Annotated in this window: 23 protein-coding genes; 11 read left to right on the top strand and 12 right to left on the bottom strand. The window is 68.1% G+C overall.

Annotated elements, in window-relative coordinates; genetic code table 11:
• Window positions 1-62: 62 nt before the first annotated feature.
• The 8 genes from E3O28_RS17265 to E3O28_RS11160 form a co-directional block, all read right to left on the bottom strand.
• A complete protein-coding gene (locus E3O28_RS17265) occupies window positions 63-194 on the bottom strand; it encodes a hypothetical protein (RefSeq protein WP_255409045.1) in 132 nt (43 codons plus the stop codon).
• Window positions 195-272: 78 nt separating this feature from the next.
• On the bottom strand, window positions 273-1,055 hold the full coding sequence (locus tag E3O28_RS11190) for an alpha/beta hydrolase (RefSeq protein ID WP_233191518.1): 783 nt from the start codon (window positions 1,053-1,055) through the stop codon (window positions 273-275).
• Between the two features lie 100 nt (window positions 1,056-1,155).
• Entirely contained in the window at window positions 1,156-1,749 is a 594-nt protein-coding gene (locus E3O28_RS11185; protein ID WP_104102832.1) for an energy-coupling factor transporter transmembrane protein EcfT, read from the bottom strand.
• Between the two features lie 10 nt (window positions 1,750-1,759).
• A complete protein-coding gene (locus E3O28_RS11180) occupies window positions 1,760-2,440 on the bottom strand; it encodes an ABC transporter ATP-binding protein (RefSeq protein ID WP_104102835.1) in 681 nt (226 codons plus the stop codon).
• Window positions 2,437-3,096 carry a biotin transporter BioY gene (locus E3O28_RS11175; protein ID WP_134416020.1) on the bottom strand — a complete coding sequence of 220 codons (660 nt, stop codon included), beginning with the start codon at window positions 3,094-3,096 and terminating at the stop codon, window positions 2,437-2,439. Before E3O28_RS11175 ends, E3O28_RS11180 begins: the two co-directional genes overlap by 4 nt.
• 45 nt (window positions 3,097-3,141) lie before the next feature.
• Window positions 3,142-3,606 (bottom strand): YdeI/OmpD-associated family protein, encoded by a 465-nt coding sequence (locus E3O28_RS11170; protein ID WP_104103500.1) that lies wholly within the window; start codon window positions 3,604-3,606, stop codon window positions 3,142-3,144.
• 140 nt (window positions 3,607-3,746) lie between these two features.
• Window positions 3,747-4,139 carry a hypothetical protein gene (locus E3O28_RS11165; protein WP_104102838.1) on the bottom strand — a complete coding sequence of 131 codons (393 nt, stop codon included), beginning with the start codon at window positions 4,137-4,139 and terminating at the stop codon, window positions 3,747-3,749.
• 91 nt (window positions 4,140-4,230) lie between these two features.
• Complete coding sequence (locus E3O28_RS11160) at window positions 4,231-4,419, bottom strand: hypothetical protein (RefSeq protein ID WP_104102840.1); 189 nt, start codon at window positions 4,417-4,419, stop codon at window positions 4,231-4,233.
• Between the two features lie 106 nt (window positions 4,420-4,525).
• Between E3O28_RS11160 and E3O28_RS11155 the strand changes: the two genes are divergently transcribed.
• From E3O28_RS11155 to E3O28_RS11145, 3 genes are read left to right on the top strand one after another with little or no spacing between them, the layout of a single operon-like run.
• Window positions 4,526-5,143 carry a TetR/AcrR family transcriptional regulator gene (locus E3O28_RS11155; protein WP_233191519.1) on the top strand — a complete coding sequence of 206 codons (618 nt, stop codon included), beginning with the start codon at window positions 4,526-4,528 and terminating at the stop codon, window positions 5,141-5,143.
• 5 nt (window positions 5,144-5,148) lie between these two features.
• Window positions 5,149-8,049 carry an MMPL family transporter gene (locus E3O28_RS11150; RefSeq protein WP_104102846.1) on the top strand — a complete coding sequence of 967 codons (2,901 nt, stop codon included), beginning with the start codon at window positions 5,149-5,151 and terminating at the stop codon, window positions 8,047-8,049.
• Window positions 8,046-9,962, top strand: a complete 1,917-nt coding sequence (locus E3O28_RS11145; protein ID WP_104102849.1) for a YhgE/Pip family protein — start codon at window positions 8,046-8,048, stop codon at window positions 9,960-9,962. Before E3O28_RS11150 ends, E3O28_RS11145 begins: the two co-directional genes overlap by 4 nt.
• A 446-nt stretch (window positions 9,963-10,408) precedes the next feature.
• Here the strand turns inward: E3O28_RS11145 and E3O28_RS11140 are convergent, their stop codons facing one another.
• The gene (locus E3O28_RS11140) at window positions 10,409-11,185 is read right to left on the bottom strand and encodes a PspA/IM30 family protein (RefSeq protein WP_104102852.1); all 777 of its coding nucleotides are present in this window, start codon (window positions 11,183-11,185) and stop codon (window positions 10,409-10,411) included.
• On the bottom strand, window positions 11,182-11,850 hold the full coding sequence (locus tag E3O28_RS11135; protein WP_134416016.1) for a hypothetical protein: 669 nt from the start codon (window positions 11,848-11,850) through the stop codon (window positions 11,182-11,184). The genes E3O28_RS11140 and E3O28_RS11135 overlap by 4 nt, the downstream gene beginning before the upstream one ends.
• A 263-nt stretch (window positions 11,851-12,113) precedes the next feature.
• Here E3O28_RS11135 and E3O28_RS11130 point away from each other — a divergent pair, with 263 nt between their 5' ends.
• From E3O28_RS11130 to E3O28_RS11100, 7 genes are all read left to right on the top strand, one after another.
• Window positions 12,114-14,306, top strand: a complete 2,193-nt coding sequence (locus E3O28_RS11130; RefSeq protein ID WP_241973108.1) for a bifunctional alpha,alpha-trehalose-phosphate synthase (UDP-forming)/trehalose-phosphatase — start codon at window positions 12,114-12,116, stop codon at window positions 14,304-14,306.
• A 45-nt stretch (window positions 14,307-14,351) separates the two neighbouring features.
• A complete protein-coding gene (gene ilvD / locus E3O28_RS11125; RefSeq protein ID WP_104171612.1) occupies window positions 14,352-16,046 on the top strand; it encodes a dihydroxy-acid dehydratase in 1,695 nt (564 codons plus the stop codon).
• A gap of 37 nt (window positions 16,047-16,083) precedes the next feature.
• Window positions 16,084-17,904: an acetolactate synthase large subunit gene (locus tag E3O28_RS11120; protein WP_104102864.1), complete on the top strand. Its 1,821-nt coding sequence runs from the start codon at window positions 16,084-16,086 to the stop codon at window positions 17,902-17,904.
• A 3-nt stretch (window positions 17,905-17,907) separates the two neighbouring features.
• Window positions 17,908-18,417, top strand: coding sequence for an acetolactate synthase small subunit (ilvN, locus tag E3O28_RS11115; protein WP_104102867.1), 510 nt, complete (start codon window positions 17,908-17,910; stop codon window positions 18,415-18,417).
• A 41-nt stretch (window positions 18,418-18,458) separates the two neighbouring features.
• The gene (ilvC, locus tag E3O28_RS11110) at window positions 18,459-19,487 is read left to right on the top strand and encodes a ketol-acid reductoisomerase (protein ID WP_104102870.1); all 1,029 of its coding nucleotides are present in this window, start codon (window positions 18,459-18,461) and stop codon (window positions 19,485-19,487) included.
• Window positions 19,488-19,931: 444 nt separating this feature from the next.
• On the top strand, window positions 19,932-20,528 hold the full coding sequence (locus tag E3O28_RS11105) for a DNA polymerase III subunit gamma/tau (RefSeq protein WP_134371691.1): 597 nt from the start codon (window positions 19,932-19,934) through the stop codon (window positions 20,526-20,528).
• Entirely contained in the window at window positions 20,525-20,893 is a 369-nt protein-coding gene (locus E3O28_RS11100) for a hypothetical protein (protein WP_104171617.1), read from the top strand. The genes E3O28_RS11105 and E3O28_RS11100 overlap by 4 nt, the downstream gene beginning before the upstream one ends.
• A 208-nt stretch (window positions 20,894-21,101) precedes the next feature.
• Here the strand turns inward: E3O28_RS11100 and E3O28_RS11095 are convergent, their stop codons facing one another.
• Window positions 21,102-21,497 (bottom strand): DoxX family membrane protein, encoded by a 396-nt coding sequence (locus E3O28_RS11095; RefSeq protein ID WP_104102881.1) that lies wholly within the window; start codon window positions 21,495-21,497, stop codon window positions 21,102-21,104.
• A gap of 97 nt (window positions 21,498-21,594) precedes the next feature.
• Here E3O28_RS11095 and serA point away from each other — a divergent pair, with 97 nt between their 5' ends.
• On the top strand, window positions 21,595-23,187 hold the full coding sequence (serA, locus tag E3O28_RS11090) for a phosphoglycerate dehydrogenase (RefSeq protein WP_104102883.1): 1,593 nt from the start codon (window positions 21,595-21,597) through the stop codon (window positions 23,185-23,187).
• Here the strand turns inward: serA and E3O28_RS11085 are convergent.
• Window positions 23,177-23,770, bottom strand: a complete 594-nt coding sequence (locus E3O28_RS11085; protein WP_134416014.1) for a TetR/AcrR family transcriptional regulator — start codon at window positions 23,768-23,770, stop codon at window positions 23,177-23,179. The two genes, serA and E3O28_RS11085, sit on opposite strands and share 11 nt — an antisense overlap.
• Between the last annotated feature and the right edge of the window lie 5 nt (window positions 23,771-23,775).

Genomic DNA, 23,775 nt, shown 5'->3' with positions numbered 1-23,775 from the left:
AGAACACAACACGAGAGCGGCAGGAGAGGCCCGGTCAAGGATACCCGGGCCTTTCTTGCACCTCAGCGGGGCAGCACGGATGTGCGCCCCCGGGTGTCGAAGGCGGCCGACCGCGCCCCGCAGGGTGCCGGGGCGACGCTGGCAATGGTTGCCCTGGTTTTGGAGGTCGAATCGAAGATGACCAGGGTGCTCACGCCGTGCTCCAACGATCGGGTTCGTCAGGTGCCGGCCGCTTCAGTGCATCGCAACCGCGGACCGGGGAAGGTTGCCGACTACGGGGTTGTCTGTGTCAGGAACTCAGTGAGCTCGCGGGTGATTTCGGCGGCAACGGCATCCGTTGACATGGTGGCAACACCGTCGCCGTTCTCGACGCCGTAGTCGCCGAACCGCGCATGGTTGGCTCCTTCGATTTCGACGAAACGGGTGTCGGGCACAAGTAGATCTGCGCTGTCGGCGATCTTCTCCGGGGTGCTGAGGCCGTCGGCGCTCCCGCTGAGGCTGAGGGCCCGCAGATCGGTGCGCTCCGGCGCGGCCGCGCAGTAGCTGCCGAACAGCACCAGCCCTGCCACCGCGGGATCGTCCGCCAGCATGCAGGCTCGCACGCCGCCGATCGAGTGGCCGCCCACGAACCAGGTGGAGACGTCGGGGACGGCGTCGGTGAAGGTGGACAACGTCCGGCGGTCGAAGATGGCGAGGTTGAGCACCGGCTTGATGATCACAACGGTCACCCCGGTGTCTTCGACCGTGCCCGCCAGCTTGTAGAGGTAGGCATAGGGGTCAACCCGGGCACCGGGAACGAAGACCAAGCCGATGTCGCCGGCGTCGTCGGCGGGCGCGAGGACGACCGACGTGGGGGTGTCGGTGACGGTCACGTTCGGGTTGGCGAAGACCTCGTCCGACGCGGCCCGATCGGCCACGCGCACAGTGTTCACCCAGGCAAGGAACACGATCACGACGAGTACGAACGCGGTCAGGGTCCACCAGCCACCGGCCCGGATGCCGCGCCGCAGCCGTCCTCGTCGACGTGCCTCGGTCATGCAGCCGGGCTGGATCATCGCGCTCCGCTCCTCGCCTGTCCGGTCGGGGTGAGACCGGAAACCGCTGGTGGTCTCAACCTAGCCGCAACCGACCTGCCGGGGCCGAACCGCTCCGGCCTCAGTCGTCGAGACCGCGGGCGGCCAGAGCCTCACCGATCGCATCCGCGGCATAGAGCGAGCGCACGACCACCGGCACGGCCAGGGCGAGCAGCGAACCCTGGGTGCCGCGCGCCCGACGGGCCTCGATCACCTCGGACACGATCTCGGTGACGAGCGGGATGCACCGCAGGGTGAGGGCGAGGAGGAGGCCGACCCGGTCGGCGTCGACCCAGCGACGGAACGGTCGTAGAAGCTTCTGAAAGCCCTCAAGCACGGCCGTGACCGTGGTCGTCACGGTGAACAGCGCCGCCAGCGCCACGGCGATCAGTAGCCGCCCGGCCATCAGGCCGGCCGTGGTCCAGCCGGCGAACAGCGCCTGGACTGGAACGGCGATCACCAAAATCCACAGGATCGGGCCGATCTGCTGCCACGCCGCGCCCAGCGGCACCCGCGCCACCAGGAACAGTGCGGCGACCCCGAGAAGGCAGGCGCCCAGCTGCCAGAGCTCGCCGAGCGAGCCGACGAGCAGCACGGCGAGCGAGAGAAGCACGAGCTTGAGCAGCATCGGCGCGCGGTGGATCAGCGAGTGGCCGGGGTGATAGAGCCCGATCATGCCGGCCCGATCATGCCAGCAGCTCCCGGTAAGCGCCGAGCGCGGCATCCGGTGCACCGTCGGCGACCACCCGGCCGTCCTCGATCACAATCACGCGGTCGAAGGCGGCGAGCAGGTCCAGCTGGTGGGTGACCACGATGACCTGCTGGCTCAGGCCGAGCAGAAGTTCGGTGATGCGCCGGGCATTGCGTGCGTCGAGCAGCGTGGTCGGCTCGTCGGCGACCACGATCTCAGGCTCCGCCACGAGCACGGCCGCCAGCGCGAGCAACTGCTTTTGGCCGCCGGACAGCCGGTGCGCCGGATGGTCGGCGTGCTGGTCGAGCCCGAAGCGCTCGAGCGCCGCCCGCGTGCGGGTCGAGATCTCGAGCGGGGTCAGCCCGCGGCGGCGCAGGGTGAAGGCGACGTCTTCGGCCACGGTGGGCATCACGATCTGATTGTCCGGGTTGGTGAAGATGAAGCCGACCTGCCGGCGCACCGCCTTGGCGTTCCGGGCCACGTCGAGGCCGCCGACGCTTACGATTCCGGTGTCGGGCTTGATCAATCCGTTGATCAGGCGCACGAGGGTGGACTTTCCCGACCCGTTCGCACCGACGATGCCGATGCGCTGTTCGGTGAGGGTCAGACGGATGTCCCGCAGCACCATCCGTTCACCGAACGCATGCGAGACGCTGTCGAAGTCGATCCTGCTCATGATGCGGGCGTGACTGCTCCGGTGGTGACGTCGGCGGCCTCGGGCGCGGGAGCGGCGCTGCGGCGCGGCGGGATCAGACCCGGGTAGGCCCTGTGAACCTGGCGGGCCACCAGTACGGTCACGACCACCTTGATCAGGTCGCCGGGCAGAAACTTCGCGGCGTCGACAAGAGCAACCCAGAGCGGCAGGCCCAGGTTGATCGCGGTGACGGGCACGCCGATCAGGTAGACCACGACGAGACCGCCGAGGGTGGTGGCGCCGAGCGCCGCCCAGAGCCGGTAGCGGGGGAGGAGCAGGCCGGTCAAGTAGCCGATGACCAGGGCGCCGAGCAGCCAGCCGTAGAGGTAGCCGGCGGAGGGTGAGGTGGTGAACCAGACGATGCCGCCGCGCCCGCCAGACAGCAGCGGGAGGCCGGCTGCGGCGAGGGCGAGGAGGAGGAGCACGGCGAAGAAGCCCTTGCGCGCCCCGAGGATCGCCCCGGCCAGCATCACCCCGAGGGTCTGGAAGGTGATCGGCACGGCCACCGCCCCAATACTCAGGGCGCCGGGCAGTCCGAGTGCGGCGATCAGGGCGGCGAAGATGGCGATCTGCGACAGGTCGCGCACGCTCATGATGCGGGGTGTCGGGGTGCGGGCGATGAGGGGGCTGGAAGTCATGATCTTCAATCTAGAATTCCGCGGCAGCGCGAGTCTGAAGAAGACCTACAAAGAATGCGGCGGAACTCTATACGGGCGCGTCCGGCAAGCTCCCGACGCAGGGGTGTCTCGGGGTTTCTGCCGGTAGAGCGGTTCCCCGCATTCGAGCATGCCGATGTAGGTCGCAATCTTCGCGGCGCGAGCCTCGGGCTGCTTCGTACCGTCGAGGCGGAACAGGATCGCGAAACGGTTCTGGGACGTGAGCGCCGGGAAGAACCCGGCGGGACGCATCCACCCCTCCACGATGAGGGTGAGGGCTGAGTCCCGGTTGAGCTGTGACCACACGCTGCGGGCTCGGCGGGGAGTGAAGGCCTGCGACAAGTAACCGTCGAGAGAGTTCACTTGCCCGTCGATCCAGCCGCAGCACAACGCGATCTCGAGCGCCTGGGATGGGTGGTCTCCGGTGCCGCGGGGCGTTTCTTCCGCAGCTGCAAACGGATGCGCTCGTCCGACGGAGTACTGCTGTGCCATGCTCACCCTTTGCTCCTGCACAACAAGCACTGGACGATCATCCGCACCGGAACTCAGTGCCGACTGCGGTCACCGATGCAGGTTGACCCGGAGTGGACGATAATCGCGTTGCCGAGCGAGCAAACAAGCGGGGCCGCGGGTCAGGCGACGAGGCGGGCGTTGTTCGTCGAAGCAGCGGCGGAGAAGCGCGGAAGGGTGGCCGTCGGCGCCCGCTCCGGTTCGGCCCAAACGGAGATCGGGGCGGGAATGAAGGGGAGCGCGGTGGGCTCGGCGGTGACCTCGCCGCGCAGAACGGCGGTCTCTGTGCGGAGCACGGAGGCCAGGGACGAGGCAATCTGGTTCGCCTTCAGATCGTGGAAGATCACGTCGGTGTCGTCACTGCTGCGGGGAACCAGAGTCCACTGGCCTTGGGCGCCGACGAGACGAGCGATTTGGGTGTGCAGGAGCTCGAATATCTGAGCGTCGCTGAGCTCGGGAACGGGCGGGGGGATGACCGGTGCGACCGGTGCGACGCGACGTCGTCGACCAAACATCGGGAGCCCCTTTCGGCTAACGTGCCCGTGAACTCTTCAGTTTGCCGTGCGGCGCGCTACGGCCCGCGTTGACACGCCGACAGCGGAGGACTTAGTCCTCGATTCGGCGATCGTCGGCATCCTGGATGACGGTTCCGATGGCGACGGCGGCGCTGAGCAGCCAGCCGATCCACATCAGCGCCAGGCGCCAGTCGCGCGGACCGGTGCGGGTGGCGCTCAGAATGTTCCAACCGCCGGCGAGCACGCCGATGATGGCACTGCTGAAAATGAACTTTCGCATGGTGACCTCCGCGTCTAACGCTACCCGGAAGTTGCCCGGCTGCACGTTTCCCGACAATCTGACCGATCGGACAAGCTCTGACCGATCGGTCAGGTACCGTGATCGGGTGACTCCAGAGCCCGTTGTGCCCCAGCCCCCACACAACCGCCAGAGCACCAGCGCAGAACTGCGCGCGACAGCGCTGGAGCAGTTCGCCTCGGTCGGGTTCGCCGGCACCTCGCTGCAGCAGATCGCCGACGCGGCCGGGTACTCCAAATCGAGCGTGCTCTACCACTTCGCCTCCAAGGAAGCGCTCCTCGACGAGGTGCTCACCCCGGCGGTGAACCGGCTGGAGGCCATTCTCGAACGGTTCCTCGCCACCGAGGAGAGCGCCCTGACCCGGAGCCGGTTCGTGAACGACTTCATCGACTTCATCCTTGAATTCCGCCTCGAGCTGCACACCTTCATCAACCAGTCTCAGTCGCTGCGCGGCATCCCCGTGATCGACCGGGCAGGAGTGGTGATCGTGCGCCTCTCCGACACGCTGTGCCACGGCGATGCGAGTACGGAGGACCGCATCCGCTTCGGTATCGCCCTCGGCGGCGCCGCCTACACCCTGGTGGCCGGCATGACGTTCCTCGGGGAGGAGATAGCCCCGGTGGAAGAGGTCCGACCGGCTCTCCTGACCGTCATCACCGAGTTGCTTGCCCCTGTCACCGTTCGCACCGCCCCGTCCCGGAAGTAGCACCCATGGCAACCCTGCTCTATCGAATCGGTCACTTCGCCTACCAGCGTGCGGGCCTGGTGCTCGGCATCTGGGCCATCCTGCTGGTCGGGATCCTCGGCTCCGGGGTGGCCCTCGGTGGCCAGACCCAGGAGTCGTACGCGATTCCCGGCACGGAATCACAGGACACCATCGACAAGCTCGGCGAGGTGTTCCCCCAGGCGGCCGGCGCCGCGGTACAGGTTGTCTACACGGCCCCGGACGGGGCATCCGTCACTGACGAGCCTTACCGCACGGCCATCGTCGACATGGCGGCCGAACTCGCGGACGTGCCCGGCGTCGACTCGGTGCTGACGCCCTATGACGAATATGCGTCGGGCGCGATCTCCGACGACTCGGAGAGTGCGTTCAGCCAAGTTCAGTTGTCCGGCTTATCAACCGACGTCACCGCGGAAACCCTCGACGACGTGACCGCGACGCGGGATATCGCCGAGCAGGCCGGCCTCGAGGTAGCCTTCGGCGGCCAGGTTTTCCAGGACAACACCTTCGGCATCACCATCTCCGAGGTTCTCGGCCTGATCTTCGCGGGCGTGGTGCTGGTGATCACCTTCGGTTCGCTCGTATCCGCCGGGATGCCGCTGCTGATGGCCCTGATCGGCGTCGGCGTCGCCATCGGCGGCATCACCGTGATTTCCGCATTCGTGCCAGTCTCGAGCACGGCCCCCATGCTCGCCCTGATGCTCGGGCTCGCCGTAGGCATCGACTACGTGCTCTTCATCCTGTCGCGGCATCGCACGCAGCTCGCCAACGGGGTCGAACCACACGATTCGGCCGCCTCGGCCGTGGCTACCGCCGGCAGCGCCGTCGTCTTCGCCGGGATCACCGTGATCATCGCCCTGCTCGGGCTGCTCGTGGTCGGCATCCCCTTCCTCAGCGTGATGGGGCTGGGCGCCGCCTTGGCCGTGCTGGTCTCCATCTTCGTGGCGGTCACGCTCCTCCCCGCCGTTCTCGGCCTCGCCAAGGGGCGCCTCACTCCCAAGACAGGCAGCCGCGCGCACCACCGGGCCACCCGTCCAGACACCGGCCGGCCCACCCTCGGCCACCGCTGGGTCAACCTCGTGCTCAGGGCGCCGGTCGTGGCCGTGCTCCTCGTGGTGGGCGTGCTCGGCACGCTGGCGATCCCGGCCCTCAGCCTCGACCTGAACCTGCCTGACGGGGCGTCCGAGCCGGCCGGTTCGACGCAGCGAGAGGCGTTCACCATGCTCGAGGAGGGCTTCGGTCCGGGCTACAACGGTCCGCTCATCGTCGTCGTCGACATCACCCAGACGACGGATATCTTCGGTGACCTCGACACCATCGGCGCGGCCCTGCGCACCCTGCCCGGCGTGGCCTTCGTCGGCAAGGGCACTCCGAACCCGACCGTCGACACCGCCATCATCCAGGTCATGCCGGACAGCGCGCCGAACGCGCCCGAGACCAAGGCGCTCGTGCAGGCCATCCGCGATCTGGCACCATCGATCGACGACGACTTGCGCACCCCCATCGCCGTGACCGGCGCGACCGCCGTGTCGATCGACATCTCCAACCGCCTCAGCAACGCGCTCGTGCCGTTCGCCCTGATCGTGGTGGGGCTCTCGATCATCCTGCTGACCATGGTGTTCCGGTCGATCTTCGTGCCGATCAAAGCGGCCCTCGGGTTCCTGCTCTCGGTGGCCGCATCGATCGGCGCGACCGTGGCGATCTTCCAGTGGGGCTGGTTCTCCGAGCTGCTCGGGGTGGAAACCCCCGGGCCGATCCTAAGCTTCCTGCCCATCCTGCTGATGGCCGTGCTCTTCGGTCTGGCCATGGACTACGAGGTGTTCCTCGTCTCCGGCATGCGGGAGGAGTTCGTGAAGACCGGCCTGGCCCGCGAATCCATCGTGCACGGGTTCTCCCACGCTGCCCGCGTGGTCACGGCCGCCGCCCTGATCATGTTCTTCGTCTTCTTTGCCTTCGTGCCCGAGGGCACCGGGGCGATCAAGGGCATCGCGTTCGCCCTCGCCGTCGGAGTCTTCCTCGACGCGTTCCTGGTGCGGATGACATTGGTCCCGGCCGCGATGGCCCTCGCCGGCGATGCCGCCTGGTGGCTGCCACGCTGGCTCTCCCGCATTCTGCCCAACGTCGACATCGAGGGTGAGGGTCTGCGCCGGCACCTGGCCGACAAGGAATGGGCCATCAGCAAGCCGCACGCCATCACGGCCGAGGGAGCCGTCTTCGGGCTGCCGGAGAGCCCCTTCGGGCCGCTGGACCTCACCATCGACGCCGGCGCGGTGGTGGTACTGACCGGCTCCGCCACCCACCGCCGCGTCGTCGCCGCCACCCTGGCCGGCCGGCTCGACCCGGTGTTCGGCCGCCTCCAGGTCATGGGCTTTCCGCTGCCGTCCGAGCGCAGCCGCGCCCTCCGCGCGGTGGCGCTCGCCGACGTGGGCGACAGCCGCGACAATGGGCTCACCGTGGGGGAGTTGCTGGCCGAACGGCTGGACCTGGCGCATCCGTGGTACCGCGCCGCGTCGCGCCGTTCGCTTCTCGCGGGGTGGATCGCGCGTCTGAACGGTGCGCTCGGCACCCCGTCGAGCGGCCGGGACGCCGGCCCGATCGTGGCCGGCACGACGGTATCGTCCCTCTCCGCCCTGGGCCGTGCCGCGGTGCACGTGACCGCGGCGCTCATCGAGACCCCGGGAGTTGTCATCGTCGACCTCGGCGAGGGACTGCCCGTCGACCCGGCGGGGCGGGACCTCGTGCAGGTGCTGGCGATCCTCGCCCCGGCCTCGACCGCCCTCATCGTCGGTGCCGCCTCCTTCCCCGAGGCGATCGCGGTCTACCGCGGGGCCCGCCCGCTGCAGACCCTCGAACTCGATTCCCGTGACCGAAAGGCCCTGCAGCGATGAGCACCAGGCTTGAGGAACTGTTCAGCCGCACGCCCGGGCAGCGCCGAGGGGCCCTCGGGGCCCTGCTGGCGGGCCTGATCGTGGTGCCGCTGGCGGTTGCCGGACTCTTCGCCGGGGCCCTCGCCACCGCCGATCAGCGCGTGGACACGCTGCCGGCGATCGTCGTCAACAACGACGAGATCGTCACCACCACCCTGCCCGACGGCACCGAGCAGCCGGTGCTCGCCGGCCGCCTGCTCGTGACCGAACTCACCAAGCCTTCCGATGAGGGGTCCGAGGCCACCGGGTTCGACTGGACCATCTCCAACTCCGCGGATGCCGCGTCGGCCCTGGCCTCCGGCGACGCCTACGCGGTGCTCACGATCCCGAAGGACTTCTCGGCGTCGGTGACCTCGCTGGGCGGGGCGGCTCCCACCCAGGCCGACCTGGGCATCCGCACGGATGACGCGCACTCGTTCCTGGCCGGATCGGTGGCCCAGTCGGTGGGCACCGCCATGTCGGGCGTCTTCGGCCGCGAGATCACCTCGCAGTACCTCAACGGGCTCTACACCAGCCTGGCCGTGCTGGGCGAGTCCCTCACGCAGGCGGCGGATGGCGCCGCGCAGGTTTCGACCGGGGTCACCGGCGTGGCCACCGGACTCGATTCGCTGGCCGGCGGCACGGCCGCCGCGGCATCCGGGGCCTCGTCCGCCGCGACCGGCGCCGCCAGCTTCTCCTCCGGCGTGACCGAGTACACCCAGGGCGTCACCGGACTGAGCGACGGCCTGAACCGGCTGAGCACGGGCGCGGTCGGGCTGGCTCCGCTCGCGACCGGCCTACCGGCCTACGCGGCCGGGGTGCAGGCCAACGCCGACGGTTTCAGGCAGCTGAACGCGGCCATGCAGAGCGACCCGCGGGTCGCCGACTACGCGCCGGCCCTGCTGCAGCTCCAGGGCGGATTCGACGCCCTCGCCGCGCAGAGCACCGGCATCGGCCAGGCCGGTCCGGGCCTCGAAGGCGTGCTCGATGGGGTGTCTCAGAGCGCCAACGGTGCGAGCCTGCTCTCCGCCGGCGGCAGCGACCTCCGCGGCGGTGCCAGCGACCTCGCCACCGGCGTTGCCGGCATCGCCACCGGCCTCTCGCAGCTGGCCACCGGAACAACGGATGCCGCGGCGGGCGCCCGCCTGCTCGAATCGGGCGCGGTCGAACTCGCCAGCGGGCTGCAGGACGGCGCGGACAGCGCGGCCCTTCTCACCGACACCGACCCGGTGACGACCGCGGCGGTCGTCTCCGAACCGGTCGGCATCACCGCGGAGCGCGACAACGCCTTCGCGTCGATCGGCCCGGTCATCGGCATGGTCTTCGTGCCGATCGGCCTGTGGATCGGTGCCCTGGCGATCTTCCTGGTGATGAAGCCGCTGTCCGCGCTCGCGCTCGCGTCGACCGCGTCGACCGGCAACCTCGTGGCCCGCAGCCTCGGCCGTGCGTTCGGAATCGCCGCAGCGCAGGCCGTGGTCGTGGTGTTGTTGCTGCACAGCACGCTCGGCGTCTCGTGGTCGATCCTGCCGTCGACCCTGGCCTTCGCGGTGTTCCTCGCCTTCGTGTTCGCGGCGGTGCACCATTTCCTCACGGCGGCGTTCGGCCGGGTCGGAATCGTGGTCTCCCTGGTACTGCTCGCGCTGCAGCTCACCGCGGTGGGTGGGCTCTACCCGATTGAGCTGGTGTCGGCGCCGTTCCAGATGATCAGCCCGTTCCTGCCGCTCACCTGGGCGGTGCGGGGCATGCAGGCCATTGTTTCCGGGGGAGGCGGCAGCGCCGGCGGGCCCGCGGCCATCCTGCTGATCCTCGCACTGGTGAGCGTTCTGGCCTCGTACTGGACCGTCGCCAGCCGGCGCGGCGCCCGCTCGTTCGGCCTGGCGCAGGCCCGCAGCTGATGCGGGGTATCTGTTCCCGGAGGGAACGTGTGCCCGCCCGCGTGAGGTTGCGCCCCGTGCGCCGCACGAATTCGCCGGAGATTTTGGCTCACCCGAGCAACCGTGGTTCAGGTTCAGGTTCAGGCTCAGGCGAGCTTGCGTGTGGGGCTGACTCAGGACATCCGTCGCCTAAATTCTCCAGTCGGCGCGGACCAGTGCGGAACAGGTGCGGATACCCGGCTCGGCCCGGCCGGATCTCCTAAGGTGGCCACACCTCCCGCCTGATGCGCCGAAGTGCCTGTGCGGTTCGGGCGTGCACCTCGCGCTTTGTTCTGCCCCGCAGCGCGGACGAATTCGACGGAGATTTTGCCAAGGTAGGTCCAGGATGCCCCGGAAAGTAGCGTTTTCGCCAAAATCTCCGTCGAATTGGTTCGACGACCTGGCTCAGAGTGGGTCGACGACCAGGATCAGGGGAGAGACGGGCCCTGGCCGATACTCAACCAGGCGTCGGTTCCTCCGCGAGCGTTCGGGCCGGGGCCTCGGTTCGTGGCGCGGGCCTCCTTCATCGCTTGAAGCTGGCGGTCGACAGCCGCTCTGGTCGCCCCAGCCGAGAGCTGCCGCTCGAGGTCCGCGTCGAGCGGGGCCGTGACATCGTTCAGAGCGCCGCTGGAGAGCAGCTCGTCGGTGGCGGCGGCGCGGGCCTGCATCTGGGTGACCCGGTCCTTGGCCCGGTCGAGGTCGGCACCGACCGTGCCCAGTTGCGAGCCGATGCCGGACGCGGCCTCGTTGGCCTTGACCCGAGCCTCGGAGGCAGCGTAGGTGGCCTTGATGGTCTCCTTCTCCAGGCGGAAGGCGGCGACCCGTTCGGCGAGGCGTCGTTCGTTGTCCTGCAGTTGCGCCTGCTGCTGCACCAAAACGAGGTACTGGTCACGGATGGCTGCCACCTGGCCCTCGAGGAGCGACCGGCGTTCCAGCGCCGTGCGGGCCAGATCTTCCCGGCCCTGGTTCAGCGCCTCCTGGGCCTGGTCGGCCAGCCGCTGGTAGCGGCCGCCCATGTCCTGCCCCTGCAACTCAATTCGCTTCTTTGCCGTTGCGACCTCGGCCAGCCCCAGGCGCACCTGCTGGAGCGACTTCACCTGCTGCTCGTAGCTGTCGTCGAGGGCCTCGCGGGGGTCTTCGATCCGGGTCAGGGCCTGGTTTGACTTGCTGCGGAGGATGACGCGCAGCCGCGAGGTGAGGCTCATGATTCAGTCCTTCTGTTGAAAGTATTCATGGGCAAGGGCCGGCGCGGATCAGAGAACCCGTCGTTGCCGTTATGGGAGTGGCCGTCGAGGGAGCAGCCGTTGAGCGAGCGGCCGTTGAGGGAGCGCAACTCATCGACCCCAGCCCGGAGCGCGGCCACCTCGCGGTCGACCTCGGACCGAAGGGCCGTGAGGGTGTCATCGGTGAGCTCTCCGAGACCGGCAGCGACGGCCGAGCGCAGCCGGCGCACCAACCCGGCCACTTGGTCGACACGGCGGCCGGCCACCGACAGCGCCTCGGCGAGCACGACAGGATCGGCCTCGCTCGTCAGCAGCCGCAGCTGCGATTGCAGCGTGACGCTTTCGCCCTGAATGCGACGGAAAAGTCGCGGAAGCTCGCCGAGCGGGCCCTGGCTGCTCCGGGCCAGGTCGACGGCTGCCTGACCACTGTCGAGAGATTCCCTCAGCCGCAACTGCAGCTTCAGAACCTCGTGTTGCGGGCCCCGACTCAGGATGGTGCGAGAACGCAACACCGCGCCGGTCAGCCTGCGGCTACGGCGAATGCGCCGGTACAGCCTCCGCACCAGAACGAAGAACGAGACGAAGATAACGAGGCTGATGGTCGCGAGTGAGATCGACACCCAGCTCAGCAGTGAATTCAGGTCCATGGGTCCGCCTCTTTCAAACAGTCAGCCGGGGTCGCGCCACACCCGGACACGATCCACGGGTTAAAGTACGCGCGTTACCTCAAAGTTGTCCCCATGTCGGGCGACCGTGGCCGAGTGGCCAGCCCGGCCACCGCTTTCGGCCCACTGGTAGCCTTGGGAGACCACCAAGGCGTCGCTCTGCGCCCGCCGGAACGGACGATCTCATTACCTCTTCAGCCGAACCCACGGCATCCGCCGCCCCGGACTCCACCTATTCGCTGGTCGTGGTCTCCAACCGCCTCCCGATCGAGATCGAGGTTTCCGAAGACGGAACCGAGGGCTGGCGCACCTCGCCCGGCGGCCTGGTCACCGCCCTCGAGCCCATGATGCGCAGCTCCGACGGCGCCTGGGTGGGCTGGCCCGGCATCGCCGACCGCTCGTTCGACCCGTTCGAGAACGACGGCATCTCCATCGTGCCGGTGCGGCTCAGCGAGTCGGAGTTGGAGGATTACTACGAGGGCTTCTCCAACGACACGATCTGGCCGCTTTACCACGACGTGATCGCGCCGCCGCGCTACCACCGCGAATGGTGGGAGGCCTACGTTCGGGTGAACCGCCGCTTCGCCGACGCCGCCGCATCCGCCGCTGCGCCCGGCGCCACGGTGTGGGTGCACGACTACCAGTTGCAGCTCGTGCCACGGATGCTGCGCGACGCGCGGCCCGACCTCGTGATCGGGTTCTTCAACCACATCCCTTTTCCGCCCTACGGGATCTACGCCCAGCTACCCTGGCGCAAGCAGATCCTCGACGGACTGCTCGGCGCCGACCTGATCGGTTTCCAGCGCCTCGCCGACGCCGGTAACTTCTCCCGAGCCGTGCGCCGCCTCTACGGCTATCCGACCCGCGGCGTCGCCATCGATGTGCCCGCACCCGAGGGCAAGCATCGCCGGGTGATCGCCAAGCACTTCCCGATCTCCATCGACGCCGCCGCCTACGAGGAACTGGCGCGGCGCCCCGAGATCCAGGAGCGGGCGCGCCAGATCCGCGAAGACCTCGGCAACCCCCAGACGATCATGCTGGGCGTGGACCGGCTCGACTACACCAAGGGCATCGCCCACCGCATCAAGGCGTTCGGCGAGCTGCTCGCCGACGGCAGCCTGAGCGTGGAGGATGTCACCCTGGTGCAGGTCGCCAGCCCCTCCCGGGAACGCGTCGGCCCGTACATCGCCCTGCGCGACGAGATCGAACTGGCCGTCGGCCGCCTCAACGGCGACTTTTCCACCATCAGCCACACCGCCATCAGTTACCACCATCACGGCTACCCGCGCGAGGAGATGGTGGCGCTCTACCTCGCGGCCGACGTGATGCTCGTGACCGCGCTCCGCGACGGCATGAACCTCGTCGCCAAGGAATACGTGGCCGTGCGCTTCGACCGCGACGGCGTGCTCGTTCTGAGCGAGTTCGCCGGCGCCGCCGACGAGCTCAAACAGGCCGTGCTGATCAACCCGCATGACATCGACGGCGTGAAGGCCGCCATCCTCAGGGCCGTCGCGATGCCCCGCCAGGAACGGCTGCGACGCATGCGCGCGCTCCGCCGCAAGGTCTTCGACAACGACGTCGACGCTTGGTCCTCTTCCTTCCTCCGAACCTTGACCGAAGGAGCCGCCGTGCGTCCCGGGATCCCCGACACCCTCGCCGGTGCGCTGAAGGATCTCAGCCGCGCCGACAACATCCTCGTGGCCCTCGATTTCGACGGGACGCTTGCCCCGCACGTCGACAAGCCCGAAGACGCGCGCGCAGTGGCAGGCACTCGCGAGGCCGTGCAGCGCCTGCTCGACCTCGACGGGGTGCGGGTCGCGTTCGTCTCCGGCCGGGCCCTGGTCAGCCTGCGGCACGTGTCGCAGCCGCAGACCGATGTGCTCCTCGCCGGCTCGCACGGGATCGAGGTGCAGCTGGACACCCCCGAGATCGAACTCGACCTCGTCACCGAGGAACTCGAGCAGCTCGACGCCCTCGCCCGGGTGCTTGAGCGCATCTCCGGCAGCATCGACGGAACCTGGATCGAACGCAAGCCGGCCGGTCTGGCCCTGCACACCCGGCTGGCGACGCCTCGGAAAGCGGCGGCCGCCCTGAAGGCCGCACGCGAGGAGCTGGGCACGCTGCTGCCCGGCCTGACCGTGCGGGACGGCAAGGACGTGATCGAATTCGCGGTGCGTGCCAGCACCAAGGGCGACGCCCTTGAGCGGTTGCGCCGGCACGCGGGGGCCGACCGGGTCTTCTACGCCGGCGACGACACCACCGACGAAGATGCCTTCGCCGTGCTGCGACCCGGCGACGTCGGCCTCAAGATCGGGGCAGGCGACTCGCTCGCCAGCTACCGGGTGCGCGGCCCCGAAGACGTGCCGCTGGTGCTGGGCCTGATCGCCGATGCCCGCGCGGCCGTCGCCACGGAGCGTGAGGCCGCCGCCGGAGCATGACCCCCGGGCGACGTTCCGCCCTCAGTGGACGTTTAGACTCAGTGCATGACTGAGATCGATATGAAGCCTCGCAGCCGGGACGTCACCGATGGAATCGAAGCCACCACCTCGCGGGGGATGCTCCGGGCCGTCGGTATGGGCGACGCCGACTGGGAGAAACCCCAGATCGGCATCGCAAGTTCGTGGAACGAGATCACGCCCTGCAACCTCTCCCTGGATCGCCTCGCGCAGGCCGCCAAAGAAGGTGTGCACGGCGGCGGCGGCTACCCGCTGCAGTTCGGCACCATCTCCGTCTCCGATGGCATCTCGATGGGCCATGAGGGCATGCACTTCTCCCTCGTCTCCCGCGAGGTCATCGCCGACTCGGTCGAGGTTGTCATGCAGGCCGAGCGCCTCGACGGCTCCGTGCTGCTGGCGGGCTGCGACAAGTCGCTGCCCGGGATGCTGATGGCCGCGGCCCGCCTCGACCTGGCCAGCGTTTTCCTCTACGCAGGATCGATCGCTCCCGGCTGGGTCAAGCTTTCCGACGGCACCGAAAAAGACATCACCATCATCGACTCCTTCGAGGCGGTGGGCGCCGTCAAGGCCGGGCGGATGTCCGTGGCCGACGCCAAGCGCATCGAGTGCGCCTTCGCTCCCGGCGAGGGTGCCTGCGGCGGCATGTACACCGCCAACACCATGGCCAGCGTGGCCGAGGCTCTCGGCATGAGCCTGCCGGGATCGGCCTCCCCGGCCTCCGCCGACCGCCGCCGCGACTACTACGCGCACCGCTCCGGCGAGGCCGTCGTCAACCTGCTGCGTCTGGGGATCACGGCCAGGGACATCCTGACCCGCAAAGCCTTCGAGAACGCGATCGCCGTGGCGATGGCGTTCGGCGGCTCCACCAACGTGGTTCTGCACCTGCTGGCCATCGCGAACGAGGCCGAGGTCGAGCTCACCCTCGACGACTTCAACCGCATCGGCGACAAGGTGCCGCACATCGGCGACCTGAAGCCGTTCGGCAAGTACGTCATGAACGACGTCGACCGTCACGGCGGCGTGCCGGCCGTGATGCGGGCCCTGCTCGAGGCCGGCCTCATCCACGGCGACGCGCTCACCGTGACCGGCAAGACCGTGGCCGAGAACCTTGCCGAGATCGACCCGCCCGAACTGGACGGCGAGGTGCTGCGCACCCTCGACAACCCGATTCACGCCAGCGGCGGAATCACCATCCTCAAGGGCTCTATCGCCCCCGAGGGTGCCGTCGTCAAAACCGCCGGCTTCGACTCCGACATCTTCGAGGGACCCGCGCGCGTGTTTGAGCGTGAGCGCGCCGCCATGGACGCTCTCACTGCGGGGGAGATCCAGAAGGGAGACGTCGTCGTCATCCGCTACGAGGGACCCAAGGGAGGGCCCGGAATGCGGGAGATGCTCTCGATCACCGCCGCCATCAAGGGCGCCGGGCTCGGCGCCGATGTACTACTCTTAACGGACGGTCGATTCTCAGGCGGCACAACCGGACTGTGCATCGGCCATATAGCACCCGAAGCGGTGGACGAAGGTCCAATCGCCTTCGTGCGCGATGGTGATCTGATACGGGTCGATATCGCAGCTCGCACGCTCGACCTACTGGTCGACCCTGATGAGCTGACCGCCCGGAGTGTTGGCTGGGCACCTCTGCCTCCGCGCTACACCCGGGGCGTTCTCGCAAAGTACTCGAAGCTTGTCCAGTCTGCGGCCGTCGGCGCCGTCACGGGCTAGAACTCACTATTCGTCATCGAACTAGGGAACTGATCACATGACCGCGGAAACACCCGTGCCATCACCGTCGCCCTCGTCTGCCGCGGCCGCCGGGGCGCCCGACTCGGGGGCACCGGAAATCCTCACCGGTTCCGGTGCGATCATCCGCTCGCTGGAGCTGCTGGGCGTCACCGACGTCTTCGGTCTGCCGGGCGGCGCCGTCATTCCGCTCTACGACGAGCTGATGAGCCAAACCGTGATCCGGCACATCCTGGTGCGGCACGAGCAGGGTGCCGGCCACGCCGCGGAGGGCTACGCCTCGGCGAGCAACCGCGTCGGGGTGGCCATCGCCACCTCCGGGCCCGGCGCCACCAACCTTGTCACCGCCATCGCCGACGCGTACATGGACTCGGTGCCGATCCTTTGCATCACCGGCCAGGTCTTCTCCACCCTGATGGGCACGGATGCCTTCCAGGAGGCCGACATCGTCGGCATCACCATGCCGATCACGAAGCACTCCTTCCTGGTCAAGCGTCCCGAGGACATCCCCGCGGCTATCGCGTCGGCTCACCTGATCGCCTCCACCGGCCGGCCCGGCCCGGTCCTGGTGGACATCACCAAGGATGCCCAGCAGAAGAGCGCCCCGTTCATCTGGCCGCCCAAGCTCGACCTGCCCGGCTACCGGCCGGTCACCAAGGCCCACGGCAAACAGGTGCAGGCTGCGGCCCAGCTGCTTGCCGAGGCCAAGAAGCCCGTCCTCTATGTGGGTGGCGGTGTCATCCGTGCCCGCGCGTCGGAAGAACTGCTCGCGTTCGCCGAACTCAGCAAGACGCCCGTCGTCACCACGTTGATGGCGCGCGGCGCGTTCCCGGACTCGCACGACCAGCACCTGGGCATGCCCGGGATGCACGGCACCGTGTCCGCGGTGCTCGCGCTGCAGGAGGCCGACCTGATCATCGCGCTCGGCTCCCGCTTCGACGACCGGGTCACCGGCAAGGTCTCCGAGTTTGCGCCGCACGCCACGATCGTGCACGTCGACATCGACCCCGCGGAGATCGGTAAGATCCGCGCCGCCGACGTTCCCATCGTCGGTGACGCCAAGGAGGTCATCGCCGAACTCACCATCGCCTACGCGGCCGCCATCACCACGACGACGCCCGACGTCAGCGTTTGGTGGACCTACCTCAAGGGGCTGCGGGAGGAGTTCCCGCTGGGCTATTCCGAGCCGACCGACGGCCTCATGAGCCCGCAGTTCGTGATCCAGCGCATCGGCGAGCTGACCGGGCCGGAAGCCGTCTATGCGGCCGGTGTCGGCCAGCACCAGATGTGGGCGGCCCAGTTCATCAAGTACGAGCGGCCCAATTCCTGGCTGAACTCCGGGGGCGCCGGCACGATGGGCTACTCCATCCCCGCAGCGATGGGTGCCAAGGTGGCCGAGCCCGACCGGGTGGTCTGGTCGATCGACGGCGACGGATGCTTCCAGATGACCAACCAGGAACTGGCCACCTGCACGATCAACAACATTCCGATCAAGGTCGCCATCATCAACAACTCCTCGCTGGGCATGGTGCGCCAGTGGCAGACCCTGTTCTACGACGGACGGCACTCCTTCACCGATCTGCACACCGGGCACGGGTCCGCCATGGTGCCGGACTTCGTGAAGCTGTCGGAGGCCTACGGTGCCCTCGCCATCCGGGTCACCAGCCCCGACCAGGTCGACGACGCCATCAAGCTGGCGTTGGCGACCAACGACCGGCCCGTGGTGATCGACTTCATCGTGAGCCGGGACGCCATGGTCTGGCCGATGGTGCCGCAGGGTGTCAGCAACAGCTATGTGCAGTATGCCAAAGAGCACGCACCGACCTGGGAAGAGGAATAACCCGTGAGCACCCACGTTCTGAGCCTCCTCGTCGAGGACAAGCCCGGCCTGCTCACCCGGGTCGCCGGCCTCTTCGCCCGCCGCGGTTTCAACATCGAGAGCCTCGCCGTCGGCCACACCGAAATCCCCGGGCTCTCCCGCATCACGATCCTCGTCGACGTCGAAGACGCACCGCTGGAGCAAGTGACCAAGCAGCTGAACAAGCTGATCAACGTCATCAAGATCGTCGAACTCGACCCGGCCCAGTCGGTGCAGCGCGAACACCTGCTGGTGAAGGTGCGCGCCGACAACACGACCCGGTCGATGGTGCTCGAAGCCGTGACCCTGTTCCGGGCTCGGGTCGTCGACGTGTCCGTCGACGCGGTCGTGATCGAGGTCACCGGGGACTCCGGCAAAACGCAGGCGCTGCTGCGCGTGCTCGAGCCCTACGGGATCAAGGAAATCGCCCAGTCCGGCCTGCTCGCCATCGGCCGCGGGTCGAAATCGATCAGCGAGCGCGTCTTCAAAAACTAGAGCTCGACCACCGACTACAACAACAAGGAGAACATTTACTCGTGTCTGAGATTTACTACGACAAAGACGCCGACCTGTCGATCATCCAGGGCAAGAAGGTAGCCGTCATCGGCTATGGCTCGCAGGGTCACGCCCACGCGCAGAACCTGCGCGACTCGGGTGTCGAGGTCGTCATCGGCCTCAAGGAGGGCTCGAAGTCCAAGGCCAAGGCCGAAGAGGCCGGCTTCACCGTTCTCAGCACCGCCGAGGCATCCGCCTGGGCCGACGTCATCGTCATCCTGGCGCCCGACCAAGTGCAGCGTCACCTGTTCGCCGACGACGTGCTGCCGAACCTCGCTGCGGGCAAGGCCCTTGTCTTCGGACACGGCTTCAACATCCGTTTCGGCTACATCAAGGCCCCCGAAGGCATCGACGTCACCATGGTCGCCCCCAAGGGACCGGGCCACACCGTTCGCCGCGAGTATGAGGCCGGCCGCGGCGTTCCCGTGATCGTCGCCGTCGAGAAGGATGCCTCGGGCGCGGCCTGGCCGCTCACCCTCAGCTACGCCAAGGCGATCGGTGGGCTGCGCGCCGCCGGCATCAAGACCACCTTCACCGAAGAGACCGAAACCGACCTGTTCGGCGAGCAGGCCGTGCTCTGTGGTGGCGCGTCGCAGCTGATCCAGTACGGCTTCGAGGTTCTCACCGAGGCCGGCTACCAGCCGCAGGTCGCCTACTTCGAGGTGCTGCACGAGCTCAAGCTCATCGTCGACCTGATGTGGGAGGGGGGCATCGCCAAGCAGCGTTGGAGCGTCTCCGACACCGCCGAGTACGGCGACTACGTCTCCGGCCCACGCGTCATCGACGCCCACGTCAAGGAGAATATGAAGGCCGTTCTCGCCGACATCCAGAACGGCGCCTTCGCGGCCCGCTTCATCGCGGACCAGGACGCCGGAGCACCGGAGTTCCTTGCTCTTCGCAAGAAGGGCGAAGAGCACCCCATCGAAGCCACCGGCCGTGAGCTGCGCAAGCTGTTCGCCTGGAACGCCTCCGCCGACGACGACTACACTGACGGCGAAGCCGCGCGCTAACACCCGAGCTCGCATCGGCAGCGGCGCCAATCCACTGGATTGGCCCCGCTGCGGCGTCAACGGCGCTGATTGCCCGAGGATGCCTTCGGGGGTGCTTGCCACGTCCGGTCCGGGTGGTCACCATTGATCCCCTGGATGAACCCGGCCTGCCGGTTCGCACAGGACACGACCCCATTCGCAGCCGGTTCATGGCAGCCCCGACGGCCCGGCGGGGGAGACGGTCACGGCCGCGAAGCTCGAGCGCGCCTCGGCCCCGGACACCGTCTTCCGGCTCGTCGCGCAGAAGAAGATCCCAGCCGACAAGTTGACCACGCATCGGTTCCGGATGGACCAGATCCTCGAGGCGTACGACACCTTCTCCCGCGCGGCGGAAACCAAGGCACTGAAAGTCTTGATCAGCCGGAAGTGTGCGCCGCCCGGGCGGCGCCTCGGTACGCTGGACTCATGACTTCTGGACACTCCGGTGACGACAACCGGGACGACGCCCTGGGCTGGGCCGGCGACGACGACCCCACGCTCGTCTCCGGCGACGAGTCTGGCGCGACCGCACGGCCCGCCGAGCCCGATTCGGGCGCTTTCGTCACGACCGGCGACGGTTCCGGCTCCGGCTCTGAAACCGAAACCGACACCGGCACCGCGGCCGGTACCGAGACCGGTTCCGTCGCGCCGCCGGAGGGATGGACCGTGGCCGGTCCGGCATCCGCTGTCGCGGCGAAGGCGGCGGCCGACGCCGCCCTGACCCGCACGGCCACGAGTTCCCTGGCGCTCGTCTCGCTCGGAATCTTCGGCGGAATATATCTGCTCTACACGGTGGGCTGGTTCATCGGCGTGGGCCGCATCCAGACCCCGCCCGCCGACGAGTTGTCCGAGTTCATGTTCTCCCTCGGTCTCTGGCTGGCCGTGGCCGCTCCAGCGGTCTGGTTCGCGGTGACGTTCTGGCTGACCAGAACGCATCCCCGAGCCCGGATCGGCTGGCTACTCCTCGGAGTCGTTCTGCTCGCCCCGCTGCCGTTCATCTCCGGACCGGGGGTCATCGCATGACCGATTCACCGGTGACCACGCCCGCGACCGTCCCCTCATCCCGGCGGCGCACCCCGCGCTGGCTGTCGACGGGCATCGCGATCCTGTTCGGCCTTTGCTATGCCTACGACATCTGGGAGGGCGTCGGCAACCTCGTCGGCCTCAACATCCTGGCTCAAAGCCTCGACACCCAGCTGAGCGGACTCGGTATTTTCGTGCTCCTCGTCGGCATCCTGGGCCCGCTCCTCGTCTTCGTGCTTGCCGCATGGATCGGGCGTTCGCGCGGACCCGCCGCGCAGGCTGCCCTGTTCCTGGCCGGCCTGGGTCTGAACGCCGCGATCGCCGCCAACATCTTCACCCTCGGCGCGGGCAGCCTGCTCGCCTAGCCCTGCCTGCTCGCCTGGCCCTGCCTGCTCGCCTGGCCCTGCCTGCTCGCCTGGCCCTGCCGCTCGGTGTCCCGAACGAATTCGACGGAGATGTTGCTCTCAACAGCGCGCTTGGGTTCAAAAACGGGTGTTTGACCCAAAATCTCCGTCGAATTGGTTCGACACCGGGCAGGGCGCTCCGCCTGTGGTGCACGGCGTCGCCTAGCGCTCAGGCGATCGCGACGACGATCAGCCCCATCAGCACGAGCTGCCCGGTCAGCCGCGGCACGAGGGGGATCGCGGCCACGCCGAAGCGGTCCGGGTAGCGCGCGGCGAAGGCGTTGGCGGGGAAGATCGCCGCCAAGAACACGATCAGGCAGACGCCGGCCGTCACGATCGTGGGTGGATACAGCAGTCCGAGCCCGCCCGCGATCTCGCAGACTCCGGTGAGGATGACGAGGTTGCCGGGGCGAAGCATCCCGGTCGTTCGCAGCCGTGGCGGGATCATCGCCCTCATCGTGCGCGCCACACCCGGCACGAAATGTGCGATGCCGGCGCCGATGAAGACCACCGCCAGCACGATGCGCACGGCGAACTGGAGGTCGGGGAATGTAACGCTGCTCATGGCCCTATTCTCCAGCCGATAGAGTGATTTCATATCTGGCGCCCCACGGTCGTGGCGCAAGCCATGCTTTTCTGCTGCAATCGGAGGATCCGTTTTCGTGTCAAAACCTGTTGTCCTAATCGCTGAAGAATTATCGCCTGCCACCGTCGACGCCCTCGGGCCCGACTTCGAGGTCCGCTCCGTAGACGGCACTGACCGGGTCGCGCTACTCGCCGGACTGGCCACGGCGCATGCCGTTCTGGTGCGCTCCGCCACGAAGGTGGACGCGGAGGCAATCGCCGCCGCACCGTTACTGAAGGTCATCGCCCGCGCGGGCGTCGGCCTCGACAACGTCGACATTAAAGCGGCCACGGCTGCGGGCGTCATGGTCGTCAATGCCCCGACCTCCAACATTATTTCCGCCGCAGAACTGACCGTCGGGCACATCATCAGCCTGGCCCGTCACATCCCGGCCGCCCACGGCGCGCTGGCGCAGGGGCAGTGGAAGCGCTCCAAGTACACCGGCGTCGAGCTCTACGAAAAGACCATCGGCATCATCGGCCTCGGCCGCATCGGCGCCCTCATCGCGGCGCGGATGCAGGCCTTCGGCACGAACATCATCGCCTATGACCCCTACATCACCTCCGCCCGCGCCCAGCAGCTCGGCGTGGTTCCGGTCAGCCTCGATGAGCTCCTTGCACAGTCGGACTTCATCACCATCCACATGCCCAAGACGCCCGAAACCAACGGCATGATCGGCGCCGAACAGTTCAAGCTGATGAAGCCCACCGCGTTCGTCGTGAACGTGGCCCGCGGCGGCCTCATCAACGAGAACGACCTCTACGACGCCCTCACGGCCGGCACGATCGCCGGCGCCGGCCTCGATGTGTTCGTCAACGAGCCGCCGACCGGGTCGAAGCTGCTCGGCCTCAACAACATCATCACCACGCCTCACCTCGGCGCCTCCACGGACGAAGCCCAGGAAAAGGCCGGCGTCTCCGTCGCCAAGTCGGTTCGCCTCGCCCTGTCGGGGGAGCTCGTCCCCGACGCGGTCAACGTCGCCGGAGGCGTTATCGACCCCTACGTGCGCCCCGGCATCCCGCTGGTGGAGAAGCTCGGCCAGGTCTTCTCCGGTCTCGGCGCCCACAGCCCGCTGACCAGCGTCGACGTCGAGGTGCGCGGCGAGCTCGCCGACTATGACGTGAGCGTGCTCCGGCTCGCCGCGCTCAAGGGCATTTTCACCAATGTCGTCAGCGAGACCGTGTCCTATGTCAACGCGCCGTTGCTCGCCGAGCAGCGCGGCGTCGCGGTGCGCATGATCACCGACAAGGAGTCGCCGGAGTACCGCAACGTCATCACGCTGCGTGGCGCCCTCGCGGACGGCTCGCAGGTATCGGTGTCCGGCACCCTGACCGGCACCAAGCAAATCGAGAAGATCGTCGAGATCAACGGCTACGACGTCGAGGTTCCGTTCGACGACCACCTGATCGTGATGCTCTACACGGACCGTCCGGGAATCGTGGCCGTCTACGGCCGCGAGTTCGGCGACGCCCAGATCAACATCGCGGGCATGCAGATCGCCCGCCACGTGGCTGGCGGCAAGGCCCTGAGCGTACTGACGGTCGACTCGCCCGTTCCGGCGAGCCTGCTGGCCACGGTGCGCGACGCGATCTCGGCCGAGGCCATGATCGAAATCTCCATCACCGAATAGCAGTTCCGTCGGTCATCCGCCCGATCACCGTGAGCAACCGGTCCAACCTCGTCGTCGATGTGTCATCGACGGCAGGCTGGCCGGGGCTCGCGAGGGTGGATTCGTAGTACAGCCCGTCACTGACGAGCATGATCACCTCGGCCACGTCCGGGTCTCCCACCGCCTCCTCGATGACGCTCAGCCACTGGCGTCGAGTTGCGGCCAGGGCCGCATTGGCCAACGGATGTGCCCCCTGCGCGAGCCTGACGGCCGCACCGATCGACTGGTCGAGCACCGTCCCCTCGCTCATCGACGTGCGGATCAGGTAGTCGACCGCTCCGGCCGAGGCCGCTCGAATTTGTTCGACATCGTCGGCGACGAGCGCGTCGAGCCGGGCCAGGAGTCCCTCCACGAGCGCGTCTTTCGACCCGAAGTGGTAGAGCAGGCCGCCCTTGGAAAGGCCAGCCGCCACCGCCACCGCCTCGAGGGTGGCCGCCCGCTCGCCCTGGTCGATCAGGAGGTGCGCGAACGCGTCCAGGATGCGATCGCGCGTAGGGGAGAGGCGGGGCACGTTCCGGGCCGGGGCTGCGGTTTTAGAGCTCATGGTGC

The sequence above is a fragment of the Cryobacterium sp. TMT2-14 genome (genome assembly GCF_004402465.1).
Classification (GTDB): Bacteria; Actinomycetota; Actinomycetes; order Actinomycetales; family Microbacteriaceae; genus Cryobacterium; species Cryobacterium sandaracinum.
Note: the sequence above shows the minus strand (reverse complement) of the source record. Positions and strands in the feature narration are given on the sequence as shown.